Origin of the sequence: Phytobacter diazotrophicus (assembly GCF_052061655.1) — a bacterium.
Lineage (GTDB): Bacteria > Pseudomonadota > Gammaproteobacteria > Enterobacterales > Enterobacteriaceae > Phytobacter > Phytobacter diazotrophicus.
Window position 1 is genome coordinate 2,085,712 of record NZ_CM125428.1, and the last position, 12,935, is coordinate 2,098,646.

General features: G+C 49.4%; 15 protein-coding genes. 11 read left to right on the forward strand and 4 right to left on the reverse strand.

Annotated elements, in window-relative coordinates; translation table 11 throughout:
• The first annotated feature begins 4 nt into the window (after positions 1-4).
• On the forward strand, positions 5-1,171 hold the full coding sequence (locus ACS0RQ_RS10165) for a DegT/DnrJ/EryC1/StrS family aminotransferase (RefSeq protein ID WP_271849109.1): 1,167 nt from the start codon (positions 5-7) through the stop codon (positions 1,169-1,171).
• A gap of 1 nt (position 1,172) precedes the next feature.
• Entirely contained in the window at positions 1,173-1,565 is a 393-nt protein-coding gene (locus ACS0RQ_RS10170) for an FAD synthase family protein (RefSeq protein WP_271849108.1), read from the forward strand.
• A 44-nt stretch (positions 1,566-1,609) separates the two neighbouring features.
• On the opposite strand, the gene ACS0RQ_RS10175 is transcribed toward ACS0RQ_RS10170, so the two are convergent.
• Both ACS0RQ_RS10175 and ACS0RQ_RS10180 read right to left on the reverse strand, forming a co-directional pair.
• Positions 1,610-2,809 (reverse strand): sulfatase-like hydrolase/transferase, encoded by a 1,200-nt coding sequence (locus tag ACS0RQ_RS10175; RefSeq protein ID WP_041851811.1) that lies wholly within the window; start codon positions 2,807-2,809, stop codon positions 1,610-1,612.
• 25 nt (positions 2,810-2,834) lie between these two features.
• On the reverse strand, positions 2,835-3,701 hold the full coding sequence (locus ACS0RQ_RS10180) for a hypothetical protein (protein WP_271849107.1): 867 nt from the start codon (positions 3,699-3,701) through the stop codon (positions 2,835-2,837).
• 162 nt (positions 3,702-3,863) lie between these two features.
• Here ACS0RQ_RS10180 and ACS0RQ_RS10185 point away from each other — a divergent pair, with 162 nt between their 5' ends.
• The 7 genes from ACS0RQ_RS10185 (at position 3,864) to sdiA (ending at position 9,636) form a co-directional block, all read left to right on the forward strand.
• Positions 3,864-4,583, forward strand: a complete 720-nt coding sequence (locus tag ACS0RQ_RS10185; RefSeq protein WP_041852034.1) for an RNA polymerase sigma factor FliA — start codon at positions 3,864-3,866, stop codon at positions 4,581-4,583.
• 71 nt (positions 4,584-4,654) lie between these two features.
• On the forward strand, positions 4,655-5,206 hold the full coding sequence (fliZ, locus tag ACS0RQ_RS10190; RefSeq protein ID WP_041851809.1) for a flagella biosynthesis regulatory protein FliZ: 552 nt from the start codon (positions 4,655-4,657) through the stop codon (positions 5,204-5,206).
• Between the two features lie 84 nt (positions 5,207-5,290).
• Complete coding sequence (gene tcyJ, locus ACS0RQ_RS10195; protein WP_041851808.1) at positions 5,291-6,091, forward strand: cystine ABC transporter substrate-binding protein; 801 nt, start codon at positions 5,291-5,293, stop codon at positions 6,089-6,091.
• Between the two features lie 100 nt (positions 6,092-6,191).
• Positions 6,192-7,178, forward strand: coding sequence for a D-cysteine desulfhydrase (dcyD, locus tag ACS0RQ_RS10200; RefSeq protein WP_271849106.1), 987 nt, complete (start codon positions 6,192-6,194; stop codon positions 7,176-7,178).
• A gap of 21 nt (positions 7,179-7,199) precedes the next feature.
• Entirely contained in the window at positions 7,200-7,868 is a 669-nt protein-coding gene (tcyL, locus tag ACS0RQ_RS10205; RefSeq protein ID WP_041851806.1) for a cystine ABC transporter permease, read from the forward strand.
• Positions 7,865-8,617 carry an L-cystine ABC transporter ATP-binding protein TcyN gene (tcyN, locus tag ACS0RQ_RS10210; RefSeq protein ID WP_334633493.1) on the forward strand — a complete coding sequence of 251 codons (753 nt, stop codon included), beginning with the start codon at positions 7,865-7,867 and terminating at the stop codon, positions 8,615-8,617. The genes tcyL and tcyN overlap by 4 nt, the downstream gene beginning before the upstream one ends.
• Before the next feature lie 296 nt (positions 8,618-8,913).
• Positions 8,914-9,636, forward strand: a complete 723-nt coding sequence (gene sdiA / locus ACS0RQ_RS10215; protein ID WP_041851804.1) for a quorum-sensing transcriptional regulator SdiA — start codon at positions 8,914-8,916, stop codon at positions 9,634-9,636.
• Positions 9,637-9,706: 70 nt separating this feature from the next.
• On the opposite strand, the gene ACS0RQ_RS10220 is transcribed toward sdiA, so the two are convergent.
• Together ACS0RQ_RS10220 and ACS0RQ_RS10225 are read right to left on the reverse strand one after the other, a co-directional pair.
• A complete protein-coding gene (locus ACS0RQ_RS10220; protein ID WP_271849105.1) occupies positions 9,707-9,931 on the reverse strand; it encodes a DUF2594 family protein in 225 nt (74 codons plus the stop codon).
• Positions 9,932-9,943: 12 nt separating this feature from the next.
• On the reverse strand, positions 9,944-10,066 hold the full coding sequence (locus tag ACS0RQ_RS10225) for a hypothetical protein (RefSeq protein WP_418904016.1): 123 nt from the start codon (positions 10,064-10,066) through the stop codon (positions 9,944-9,946).
• A 328-nt stretch (positions 10,067-10,394) separates the two neighbouring features.
• Here ACS0RQ_RS10225 and uvrY point away from each other — a divergent pair, with 328 nt between their 5' ends.
• Together uvrY and uvrC are read left to right on the forward strand one after the other, a co-directional pair.
• Positions 10,395-11,051 (forward strand): UvrY/SirA/GacA family response regulator transcription factor, encoded by a 657-nt coding sequence (gene uvrY, locus ACS0RQ_RS10230; protein WP_041851802.1) that lies wholly within the window; start codon positions 10,395-10,397, stop codon positions 11,049-11,051.
• Positions 11,048-12,880: an excinuclease ABC subunit UvrC gene (gene uvrC, locus ACS0RQ_RS10235; protein WP_271849104.1), complete on the forward strand. Its 1,833-nt coding sequence runs from the start codon at positions 11,048-11,050 to the stop codon at positions 12,878-12,880. The genes uvrY and uvrC overlap by 4 nt, the downstream gene beginning before the upstream one ends.
• Positions 12,881-12,935 lie beyond the last annotated feature (55 nt).

Here is a 12,935-nt window from a genome sequence, read left to right on the forward strand (position 1 = left end):
ATCCATGCGCGAAAACATTTATGTAACCAGCCCGTTACTGCCGCCACTTGAGGAGTTTATTCCTTATCTCGAGCAGATCTGGCAAAGCAAACACCTGACTAACTCAGGGCCGTTTCATCAACAATTTGAAGCGGCACTGGCTGAATATTTGGGTGTTGAGTACCTGTCGCTGTTTTCAAACGGTACGCTGGCACTGTTGACCGCCCTGCAGGCATTGAGAGTAAAAGGGGAGGTGATTACCACCCCCTATTCCTTCGTGGCAACGGCGCATACCATCCTCTGGAATTCGTTGAAACCGGTGTTCGTGGATATCGATCCAAAAACCTGCAATATGGATCCGCGCAAAATTGAAGCGGCGATTACCCCGGAAACGACGGCCATTCTGCCAGTCCACTGTTATGGTATTCCGTGTAATGTGGATGAGATTCAGCGCATCGCTGATATGTATGACCTGCGTGTTATCTATGATGCTGCCCATGCCTTTGGCGTGAAAGAAAATGGCAGTAGCATTCTGACTCATGGGGATCTATCCATCCTCAGTTTCCACGCGACGAAAGTCTTTAATACTGTCGAGGGTGGCGCCATTATTTGTCAGGATGCGAAGATGAAAAAGCGCATCGACGATCTGAAAAACTTTGGCTTCGCAAATGAGACTACGGTTGTAGCGACGGGGATAAACGGCAAAATGAACGAAGTTCAGGCTGCTTTTGGTATGCTCCAGTTGCAACATATCGATCAGGCTTTGCTCAACCGTGAAGTCATCTATAAGCGCTACGTCGAAAAACTCGCGGGTATTAAAGGGTTGCGGATCCTCGATAAACCGCAAAATATCGAGTGGAATTATGCTTATACACCGATCTTTATTGATCAAGATTTTGCATGCTCCCGCGATGAGCTCTATGAAAGTCTCAAGCCGCATAATATTTTTACCCGACGTTACTTCTACCCGCTGATTTCTGAATTCCCGATGTACCGTGGATTACCCAGTGCGCAGCCTGGCCTGATGCCTGTGGCTGAAAAAGTATCTGCTTCGGTACTTTGTTTGCCGATTTATCCAACGCTGACGCTTGATGAAGTCGATATGATTACCGATCTTATTCGCGAGAAAAGTTTGGGACACTCGATCTCTCCTGACCACTGTGACCTTAAATTAGTATTGCCGGGGATATGATATGAAAAGAGTGATCACCTTCGGTACTTTTGACGTTTTTCATATTGGACATGTAAATATCCTTGAGCGAGCAGCTCAGCTTGGCGATTATCTTATTGTGGGTGTTTCCTCTGACGCGCTGAGCTATAAAAAGAAGCAGCGCTACCCGCTATATAGCCAGGATGACCGCGTTAAAATTATCAGTTCAATGCGCTGCGTGGATGAAGTATTCATTGAAGAATCGCTGGAAGATAAAGCCCGATATATCGAGATGAAAAACGCTGATTTGCTGGTGATGGGTGATGACTGGGAAGGGCGTTTTGACTGGGTTAAGCCGTGGTGTGAGGTTGTTTACCTGCCGCGAACCCCGTCGATCTCGACGACCGAAATTATCGAGATTGCCCGTCTGCGCTAAGAGTAAAAAACCCATCTTTACGATGGGTTTTTTTATCTCTGTGCTTAACCAACCAGACTGTTTTTGTCAGCAATCCACTGTTGTAATAGTGATGACATCTCTTCAAACGCCTCCACGATTACCGTTTCACAACCTGGGTATAAGAAGTACTGAACATGCGGATGCGCGCCCGCGGCTCTGCCTGCGCCAAGGCGTTCATAATCAATAGAAGCTTTACCATTTTCGGTTTTCAGGTAATCCAGTAAGTTGAACTGGTTCGCACTATCCGCTTGCCACGCATACATCTTGTACTCGCCATTCACATACAGCAGATGGAAAAGTTCAGAGGTGATGGAGTAACCTTTACGAAGCGGGGTATGGCGCGTTTCACCGGTCTGCGCAGCAAACAGGTTACGGCTGTAACTGTATTTCCTGTCCCCCGAAAGCGCCGAGAAACTGGCAGGGTTATCTTCACCTGTCACTGGAATGTTCAACATATCAAAGACCGTTTTTTTCAAATCAATCATGCTAACCAGATGATTGATATCACGTGCTTTATAGTTGCTGTCATAGATAAATGCCGGTGTATGGACCAACGAAGTATAAGGTTCGATAGCGTGGGCAAACCCCCCGTTAAGGCCATGGTTCCAGAAATCGTCGCCATGATCGCCGAAGATAACCAGCGTGGTGTTTTCCATCTGTTTATGGTTCATCAGCAGACGCAGGATATCGCCAACGGTATTGTCCATACTTTCATAACCCCGTTGCCAGCGGATGAAACTATTCTCACTGGCGCCTTTATAGCCGTCCTGGTAGCACAGGTGGCTACACAGATTCCAAATATAGAGCGCGAAGGGCTGAGAATGGTCAGAAATAATTGACTCGGCGTTATGCAACATCTCGCTGGACGTGTCGAACCATTTGAAGCGATCGCGTTCGCTCCAGATCATATCGAAACTTACCACGTTTTGTGGGAAACCCAGACCGGCAGTACGATAGCCGGCATTATGCAGATCATCAAACATGGACGGCGACTTACGGTGCGGTACCAGTCCGATCTCAAAATTCACATTATGCTCAAGGATGTCATCATCACCATGCAGTAAGTCGCTGACGGCCATAAAGGACGAGGTTGCGGATGAGATAAAGTTATTAAAGCGTAATGTATGTGGCGTCAGGCTGTTCAGGCATGGAAACCACTGGCGACGGCTATATATCGCCTGGTTAAGGCTTTCGAGGTGAATGAAAACGACATTTTTTTTCATGATTATTCCTTGAGAATAAGGTCTGTCATAATGACATCAAGGTATAAATACCTGTTGTTGAAAGCCTTCCGGATCGTTCATCAATGCCACTCTTTTGGATGACGTTTGTATGGTCGATGCACCGCAATATCTTATTATTGCGGCTTAAATGGTTGGCTCTGCCATAAAAATCTCTGCGTTGCCGTTTTACGCGCTGACCTTTAGCAGTCGTAGTGTGCATAACGGTAACAGGCATTTTGTGATGTTCGTAGATAAAAGGCGGATAAAGCGATAATCCGCAGTGAATACCTTTTTGAAAAGGGCGCTGACAAAAAATATCACCATATTTTTCATGAGCAAAATCACCCACCCGATATTCATAACCACAGCGGTAGGTTCGAACCGGCAAACCCTGCCTGGCGCATAATTGTATTTTTGGCGTCTGCTTGTCATTAATTGTCAGCCCACGACACTTATACTTTTTACCGTTTGGCTTAATAAATAGCTGCCAATATTCAGTCACTTCCATGACGTTATCATTAGCAGTTGAGAAAATGTTATCCGGGGTATTAACCCGACGCTGGAATTTATAATACAAATGCGAGTCGAAGTGGCTATGATGGATTGCTTTTTTTGTCGACTTTTCAGCCAGATACCAAGCGCCGACCACTGAATTTACGCTATGCGCGGGAAAGAAAAATGGGATGTCGTATAATAGATTAAACGCCCGGTAGGCCTGTCGGCAAAGCGCTTTCGCGACGACTGACAATATAGGCCCCCCATTATTATCCTGGGCATGGTTGTCACAACTGGAGCCTGCAAGAAATAGCTTTACCGCTTTTTGATAACGGAGCGATAGCAAAATCTCACGATCGATTTCTGTTCCAGCAGGTGAAATTAAAACATTGATCATGCGGCGCCCGGGCGGATGGGAGTGTACATTTACAGTATGAGATGAACTCTGATACACAACCCTGCAAATAACCCCCCATTTCACCCACTATTCATCCGATTAAAAGTGCTACAGAATCGGATAATCATGCCGATAACTCAAACTAACGCAGGGCTGTTTATCGTGAATTCACTCTATACCGCTGAAGGTGTAATGGATAAACACTCGCTGTGGCAGCGTTATGTACCTCTGGTGCGTCACGAAGCATTGCGCCTGCAGGTGCGTTTGCCGGCGAGTGTGGAACTGGACGATCTGCTACAGGCGGGCGGGATCGGGTTACTGAATGCAGTGGACCGATACGACGCTCTGCAAGGAACGGCATTTACCACTTACGCAGTGCAGCGCATTCGTGGGGCTATGCTGGATGAATTGCGCAGCCGTGATTGGGTACCGCGCAGTGTCCGGCGTAACGCTCGCGAGGTAGCACAGGCTATGGGGCAACTTGAGCAAGAGCTGGGACGTAATGCGACCGAAACAGAAGTTGCACAACGCCTCGGTGTTCCGGTTGAAGAATACCGTCAGATGCTGCTTGATACCAATAATAGCCAGCTTTTCTCCTATGACGAATGGCGAGAAGAGCATGGTGACAGTATCGAAGTGGTGACTGACGATCATCAACAGGAAAACCCGTTATTCCAGTTAATGGAAAGTAATTTGCGTCACCGTGTAATGGAAGCCATTGAATCCTTACCGGAGCGCGAACAACTGGTTCTGACGCTTTATTATCAGGAAGAGCTTAATCTCAAAGAGATTGGTGCTGTTCTTGACGTCGGAGAGTCTCGGGTTAGCCAATTGCATAGTCAGGCTATTAAGCGCTTACGTACAAAGCTGGGTAAGTTATAGGTTGGTGAGACTGTCTGTACTGGATCGCCCCTGAAAAATGCCGCACAACGCATTGACAACCAGGAGTTATCATGACGGTGCAGCAACCTAAAAGACGGCCCTTAAGCCGCTATTTAAAAGACTTTAAACACAGCCAAACGCATTGCGCACATTGTCACAAATTACTCGACCGCATCACCCTGGTGCGTCGAGGCGAAATTGTGAACAAAATTGCAATCTCACGCCTGGATATGCTTCTGGATGAGGCAGCCTGGCAGCAGGAACAGAAAGAATGGGTGGCACTCTGCCGATTCTGCGGGGACCTGCATTGCAAAGAGCAAAGTGATTTCTTCGATATCATTGGATTTAAACAATTCCTGTTCGATCACACTGAAATGAGCCATGGCACGGTGCGTGAATACGTCGTTCGTCTTCGCCGCCTCGGAAATCATTTGAGTGAGCTTAATATCTCCCGTGACCTTCTTGACGAAGGGTATCCTGATGAGAATCTGGAGCCCTGGTTACCGACCACCAGTACCAATAATTACCGTATCGCGTTGCGTAAGTACGCACAATTTAAAGCACAATCACGCTTTAACGTTGTGCAAAAGATCGCTGTCGGTGCTCGATCTGATATATATTAAAAATGAATAAAATGTGACGCACAGGTGCCTGAAAATGATTCAGGCACCGTGCGTTACGCTCTTCATTTTCTGGTCGGAGTCACTATGAAACTTGCACTTTTGGGTCGTCAGGCGCTGATGGGGGTTATGGCTGTCGCGCTGGTTGCGGGGATGAGCGTCAAAACGTTCGCCGCTGAAAATCTACTGAATAAAGTTAAAGAGCGTGGCACCTTGCTGGTTGGACTGGAAGGCACTTATCCGCCGTTCAGTTTTCAGGGGGATGATGGCAAGCTCACCGGGTTTGAAGTGGAGTTTGCCGATGCGCTGGCGAAACATTTGGGCGTGAAAGCGGACCTGAAACCCACCAAGTGGGATGGCATGCTGGCGTCGCTGGATTCAAAACGTATTGATGTGGTGATTAACCAGGTCACTATCTCTGACGAACGTAAGAAAAAATATGATTTCTCCACTCCCTACACCGTCTCCGGGATTCAGGCGCTGGTGAAAAAAGGCAATGAAGGAAGCATCAAATCCGCCGCCGATCTGAAAGGCAAAAAAGTGGGTGTGGGGCTGGGTACCAACTATGAAGAGTGGCTGCGTGCCAACGTGCAGGGCGTGGATATCCGCACCTACGATGATGACCCGACCAAATACCAGGATCTGCGTGTAGGCCGCATTGACGCCATTCTGGTGGACCGTCTTGCCGCCCTCGATCTGGTGAAAAAAACCAACAATACGCTGGCCGTTGCGGGTGATGCTTTCTCTCGTCAGGAATCTGGCATCGCATTGCGCAAAGGTAACGAAGACTTGCTGAAAGCCATTGATGCCGCGATTGCCGACATGCAGAAAGACGGCACGCTGAAAGCGCTATCTGAAAAATGGTTCGGCGCTGATGTAACGAAGTAATCTCTCCGTAAGAAAAAGGCGCTACCTTCAGCGCCTTTTTTATTTACGCGCGGTATACGTGCATAATAAAAGCCATTCCTATCTCGCTACCGGAGAATCGATGTCCTTACAAAATCTCACCCATTTTCCCCGCCTGGAATTTATCGGTGCGCCGACGCCGCTTGAATACCTGCCGCGTTTTTCTGATTTCGTCGGTCGTGACATCTTTATTAAGCGCGATGATGTTACTCCGATGGCGATGGGGGGGAACAAGCTGCGTAAGCTGGAGTTTCTCGCCGCAGACGCGCTACGCGAAGGGGCCGACACGCTGATTACCGCAGGGGCTATTCAGTCTAACCACGTGCGCCAGACGGCGGCAGTGGCGGCAAAGTTGGGGCTGCACTGCGTGGCGCTGTTGGAAAATCCTATTGGCACGACCGCGGAAAACTATCTGACCAACGGTAATCGCCTGTTGCTGGACCTGTTTAATACGCAAATCGAAATGTGCGACGCGCTGACCGATCCCAAACGCCAACTGGATGAGCTGGCAACACGTATTGAAGCGCAGGGTTTTCGCCCTTACGTGATTCCGGTTGGCGGCTCAAACGCATTGGGGGCGCTGGGTTATGTCGAAAGTGCGTTAGAAATTGCCCAACAGTGTGAAGGTGCTGTAGGACTCTCTTCAGTCGTGGTGGCGTCGGGCAGCGCCGGAACGCATGCAGGGCTGGCGATTGGCCTGGAACAACTGCTCCCGGATGTCGAGTTAATCGGCGTGACGGTATCGCGCAGTGTGGCCGACCAAAAACCCAAAGTAGTGACCCTGCAACAGGAGATCGCGCAACTGCTGGAGGTGAAGGCCAGCGCAGAGATTACTCTCTGGGATGACTATTTTGCGCCGGGATACGGTCAGCCGAATGATGAAGGCATGGAGGCGGTTAAACTGCTTGCGCGCCTGGAAGGTATTCTTCTCGATCCCGTCTATACCGGCAAGGCGATGGCAGGGCTGCTCGATGGGATTGAGCAAAAGCGATTTAAAGATGATGGCCCGATTTTGTTTGTCCACACCGGTGGCGCTCCGGCGCTGTTTGCCTATCACCCACATGTTTAATTGCCGGGCAGAACAACCATAATGCAAGAAAGTCTACAACTGGTGATCGACTCTGCGCCGTACCTGCTTAAAGGGGCGGTATTTACGCTGCAACTGAGCATTGGCGGCATGTTCTTTGGCTTGCTGCTGGGGTTTGTGCTGGCGTTAATGCGTCTCTCCCCGCTGCTCCCTGTGCGCTGGCTGGCGCGCATTTATATCTCGATTTTTCGCGGTACGCCGCTCATCGCCCAGCTTTTTATGATCTACTACGGGTTGCCGCAATTTGGCATAGAGCTGGACCCGATCCCGGCGGCGATGATCGGTCTGTCGCTTAATACCGCCGCCTACGCCTCGGAAACCTTGCGTGCGGCTATCTCGTCTATCGATAAAGGGCAGTGGGAGGCCGCCGCCAGTATAGGGATGACACCCTGGCAAACGTTACGGCGTGCAATACTGCCACAGGCCGCGCGTGTGGCACTGCCGCCGCTCTCTAACAGTTTTATCAGCCTGGTGAAAGATACCTCGCTGGCGGCGACGATTCAGGTGCCGGAACTGTTCCGTCAGGCGCAACTGATCACCTCACGTACGCTGGAAGTGTTCACAATGTATCTGGCCGCTTCGCTCATTTACTGGGTTATGGCGACGGTACTCTCTGCGTTGCAGAACTATTTTGAAAACCAGTTGAACCGGCAGGAGCGCGATCCGAAATGAGTGCCATCGAAGTGAAAAACCTGGTGAAACAATTCCATGGCCAGACGGTGCTACATGGCATCGATCTGGATGTGGCGCAAGGGGAAGTGGTGGCTATTATTGGGCCCAGTGGATCCGGTAAAACCACGCTATTGCGCAGTATCAATCTCCTGGAGCAGCCTGAAAGCGGTACGATTCGGGTAGGTGACATAACCATCGATACGGCAAAACCGATAGGACAACAGAAAAACCTGATTCGCCAGTTGCGCCAGCATGTAGGCTTTGTGTTCCAGAACTTCAATCTCTTTCCGCATCGTACGGTGCTGGAAAACATTATTGAAGGCCCGGTCATTGTGAAAGGCGAACCGAAAGAGGAAGCGACAGCGCGGGCGCGAGAGTTGCTGGCTAAAGTCGGGTTAAGTGGTAAAGAGACCAGCTATCCGCGGCGTTTATCCGGCGGACAGCAGCAGCGTGTGGCGATTGCGTGCGCGCTGGCAATGCGCCCGGATGTCATTCTGTTCGATGAACCGACCTCGGCGTTGGATCCCGAACTGGTAGGGGAGGTGCTCAATACCATCAGGCAACTGGCGCAGGAAAAACGGACAATGGTGATTGTCACCCATGAAATGAGCTTTGCGCGCGATGTGGCGGACCGGGCTATCTTCATGGACCAGGGACGCATTGTTGAACAGGGAGCTGCAAAGTCGCTATTCGCCAATCCGCAGCAGCCACGCACCCAGCAGTTTCTGGAAAAATTCCTGATGCAGTAAGGATTCACCGATTCGGCAGCCACTCGCTTTCCGAATCGGTGATTGAAGCTGACTTAAGCTAAATTTATTTGTGCGCTTTTAATCATATGCTTTGCAAATAATGATATTTGACCACGCTTCGCCGTCACGTTTTCCCACAAAAACAGTGTTTTCTGCCTTATCTGCTCGCCATAACCTGCGAAAATTTTTACTGATTTTCGCTGATACCGATATTTCACACTTATAAAAAAGATTTATGTGTTAATTTAATGTATTCATAATAATGATTATTATTGTCAGGGGTGATATCGGTCAGTATGCAGGATAATGACTTTTTCTCGTGGCGCAGGGAGATGCTGCTACGTTTTCAGGAGATAACAGACAAGGAAGAGGTATATTCAACATTAGAGCAGCAAACGCAGCTGCTTGAATTTGATTTTTTTGCACTGTGTGTCCGACATCCGGTGCCGTTCACGCGCCCGAAAATCAATGTACACACCACGTATCCGGATGCCTGGATGGCGCATTATCAGTCCGAAAATTATTTCGCTGTCGACCCGGTACTCAAACCAGAGAATTTCCTGCACGGGCATTTGCCGTGGAATGACAAATTATTTCACGAGACGCCGGAATTATGGAATGGTGCGCGGGATTTTGGCTTACGCAAAGGGATTACGCAGTGTTTAATGCTGCCAAATCACGCAATGGGTTTCTTGTCAGTGTCCCGCACAAGTATTCTCCATCATCCACAGCATGATGAAGAGATTGAGTTGCGCCTGCAAACGCTGATTCAGCAAAGCCTGATTACGCTTTCCCGGCTGGGGGACAATATGGTCATTGCGCCAGAAATGAAATTCAGTAAGCGCGAGAAAGAAATTCTGAAATGGACAGCGGAAGGGAAGACGTCGGCCGAAATCGCTATGATTTTGTCCATATCTGAGAATACGGTGAATTTTCACCAGAAGAACATGCAGAAAAAATTCAACGCACCGAATAAAACGCAGATTGCCTGCTATGCGGCTGCGACGGGAATTATCTGACCTGAACCTTCGTTCTGCGTGCCAGACGTATACCGGCTGCCAGCTTTTGTAGGCTGCCAGCCGGATTCAGTCACTGGCGATAAGCCTGTTTGATCTGCTTCACCGTGTTGGTGAACACCGCCGCCTGGGTTTCATCTTCCAGTGCTGAGATCTGTTTTTCCATTTTAAGGATGACGCGACCTGCATCGGCCTGCCCCATAGCCTGCAACATCAGCGTGATCATCATTTTCAGGCATGAGACTTCCTGAGCCAGTTCCTGGCTATTATCAGCAGTGGAAAAATCAGGTGTGCTCATTTATTTACCTCGTTATGTTACCGTGCTTAGCGTGACGGTGAATGTCAAAGCGGCGGAGTATACCACAAGCCAGGGGAAAAATAGCAGTGGTTGTTTTTTGCACGTACCCGCTGTCTGGTTTATTAAATTAAACATTAGCCATATATTTAATTTGAATAGTGTAGGCAAAATATATGTTTAATAGAGGTAGAATGACGGTTAATTATTGTTACAAAGTGCCGCTTTAAATTCCCCATCAGAATAAAACTGTGCGTTCAGGCAGCTTTCCGTAAAGTACTTTTAAACACGCAAACCAGATATGGAGCGGGGCGTGAAAGTTTCCACAAAATGTACAGGTTAATTTCCAAAAACGAGACCGAAATCGAATGAGTGGCATTTTTTAACTTTCATTAACGCAGTAAAAACCGTTAGTATGTGAAGAATTAGCTTGCAGCAGCGTCATCCCTTTTCTGGAGATATTCCATTGATCAACGTACTTCTTGTTGATGACCACGAACTGGTGCGCGCAGGGATACGACGCATTCTCGAAGATATTAAAGGCATAAAAATTTCTGGCGAAGTTTGTTGCGGTGAGGATGCCGTAAAATGGTGCCGGGCGCATTCCGTTGACGTTGTGTTGATGGACATGAACATGCCGGGCATCGGTGGCCTTGAAGCCACACGCAAGATTGCGCGCGCTAATATCGACACCAAAGTCATCATGCTTACCATTCATACAGAAAACCCGCTTCCGGCGAAAGTAATGCAAGCTGGCGCGTCAGGTTATCTCAGCAAAGGCGCTGCCCCACAGGAAGTCGTCAATGCGATTCGCTCCGTCCATTCCGGGCAGCGATACATTGCGTCCGACATTGCTCAGCAGATGGCTCTCAGCCAGATTGAACCGGAAAAAACCGACTCACCGTTCGAGAGTTTGTCTGAACGCGAATTGCAGATTATGCTGATGATCACTAAAGGTCAGAAGGTCAATGAGATCTCTGAGCAACTGAATCTCAGCCCCAAAACGGTGAACAGCTATCGCTACCGTATGTTCAGTAAATTGAACATTCATGGTGATGTGGAGCTGACTCACCTGGCGATTCGCCATGGTCTGTGCAATGCGGAGACGTTAGCAAGTCAGTGAATGAAGTTTTCGATTCAAAAGCCTTTCTCAAGACAGTGACCAGCAAACCGGGTGTCTACCGTATGTATGACACCGGTGGCACAGTTATCTATGTAGGCAAAGCAAAAGATCTTAAAAAGCGCCTCTCCAGTTATTTTCGCAGCAATCTCGCCTCGCGAAAGACAGAAGCGCTGGTTGCACAGATCCAACAGATTGACGTCACGGTAACCCATACCGAGACGGAAGCGTTATTGCTGGAACACAACTACATCAAGCTCTATCAGCCGCGCTACAACGTGCTGCTGCGCGATGATAAATCCTATCCATTTATTTTCCTAAGCGGCGACACCCATCCGCGCCTGGCGATGCACCGTGGTGCGAAGCACGCGAAAGGGGAGTACTTTGGCCCGTTTCCTAATGGTTATGCTGTGCGGGAAACACTGGCGCTCTTGCAGAAAATATTTCCCGTCCGGCAATGCGAAAATAGCGTCTATCGCAATCGCTCTCGTCCGTGTCTGCAATACCAGATTGGCCGCTGTCTTGGCCCCTGCGTGGCGGGGCTGGTGAGCGAAGAGGAATACGCACAGCAGGTGGACTATGTGCGTCTGTTCCTTGCCGGTAAAGATGATCAGGTGCTCACGAAACTGATTACCCGGATGGAAAAAGCCAGTCAGGCGCTGGAATTTGAAGAGGCGGCGCGTATTCGCGATCAAATTCAGGCCGTACGCCGGGTCACCGAAAAACAGTTTGTCTCAAATACCGGGGACGATCTGGATGTGATCGGCGTGGCGTTCGATGCTGGCATGGCGTGCGTGCATGTGCTCTTTATTCGTCAGGGCAAGGTTCTGGGTAGCCGGAGTTATTTCCCGAAAGTGCCGAATGGCACTGAACTTGGCGAGGTGGTGGAGACCTTTGTCGGGCAGTTTTACCTGCAGGGAAGCCAGATGCGCACGCTGCCAGGTGAGATCCTTCTTGATTTTAACCTCAATGACAAAACGCTGTTGGCGGATTCGTTGTCCGAGCTTGCCGGACGGAAAGTTAACGTGCAGACCAAACCGCGAGGCGATCGGGCGCGTTACCTGAAGCTGGCACGTACGAACGCGGCAACGGCGCTCAGTACGAAATTGTCGCAGCAGTCGACCGTCCACCAACGCCTGACCGCGCTGGCGAGCTTGCTCAAATTACCGGAAGTGAAGCGTATGGAGTGTTTCGATATTAGCCATACGATGGGCGAGCAGACGGTTGCGTCCTGTGTGGTGTTTGATGCCAACGGGCCGCTACGTGCGGAATACCGTCGATATAACATTACGGGCATCACGCCTGGTGATGATTATGCTGCCATGAATCAGGTGCTGCGTCGTCGTTACGGGAAAGCGATTGAAGAGAACAAAATTCCGGATGTGATTCTGATTGATGGCGGGAAAGGGCAGTTAGGGCAGGCCAAAACGGTGTTTGCCGAACTCGACGTCCCGTGGGATAAACATCATCCGTTGCTGTTGGGCGTAGCGAAAGGAACAGACCGCAAAGCGGGGCTTGAGACCTTGTTCTTTGAACCGGAAGGCGAAGGGTTTAACCTACCGCCAGATTCCCCGGCGTTACATGTGATTCAGCATATTCGCGACGAGTCACACGATCATGCCATCAGCGGCCACCGTAAAAAGCGGGCAAAGGTGAAGAATACCAGTATGCTGGAAACCATCGAAGGCGTTGGTCCAAAACGCCGTCAGATGCTGTTAAAGTACATGGGTGGTCTGCAGGGACTGCTGAATGCGAGCATTGAAGAAATTGCAAAAGTGCCGGGCATCTCGCAAGGTCTGGCAGAAAAGATCTACTACTCGTTGAAACATTAAGGGCTCTGTAGCAACATAGGGTCAAAATTTACTGACAACAGATAGTTACCGTCAT

Bases quoted from the DNA above. Each gene is read 5' to 3' on its own strand.
- ACS0RQ_RS10165 (WP_271849109.1), top strand. From the start codon at position 5: ATGCGCGAAAACATTTATGTAACCAGCCCGTTACTGCCGCCACTTGAG.
- ACS0RQ_RS10170 (WP_271849108.1), top strand. From the start codon at position 1,173: ATGAAAAGAGTGATCACCTTCGGTACTTTTGACGTTTTTCATATTGGA.
- ACS0RQ_RS10175 (WP_041851811.1), bottom strand. From the start codon at position 2,809: ATGAAAAAAAATGTCGTTTTCATTCACCTCGAAAGCCTTAACCAGGCG.
- ACS0RQ_RS10180 (WP_271849107.1), bottom strand. From the start codon at position 3,701: ATGATCAATGTTTTAATTTCACCTGCTGGAACAGAAATCGATCGTGAG.
- fliZ (WP_041851809.1), top strand. From the start codon at position 4,655: ATGACGGTGCAGCAACCTAAAAGACGGCCCTTAAGCCGCTATTTAAAA.
- tcyJ (WP_041851808.1), top strand. From the start codon at position 5,291: ATGAAACTTGCACTTTTGGGTCGTCAGGCGCTGATGGGGGTTATGGCT.
- dcyD (WP_271849106.1), top strand. From the start codon at position 6,192: ATGTCCTTACAAAATCTCACCCATTTTCCCCGCCTGGAATTTATCGGT.
- tcyL (WP_041851806.1), top strand. From the start codon at position 7,200: ATGCAAGAAAGTCTACAACTGGTGATCGACTCTGCGCCGTACCTGCTT.
- tcyN (WP_334633493.1), top strand. From the start codon at position 7,865: ATGAGTGCCATCGAAGTGAAAAACCTGGTGAAACAATTCCATGGCCAG.
- sdiA (WP_041851804.1), top strand. From the start codon at position 8,914: ATGCAGGATAATGACTTTTTCTCGTGGCGCAGGGAGATGCTGCTACGT.
- ACS0RQ_RS10220 (WP_271849105.1), bottom strand. From the start codon at position 9,931: ATGAGCACACCTGATTTTTCCACTGCTGATAATAGCCAGGAACTGGCT.
- ACS0RQ_RS10225 (WP_418904016.1), bottom strand. From the start codon at position 10,066: ATGTTTAATTTAATAAACCAGACAGCGGGTACGTGCAAAAAACAACCA.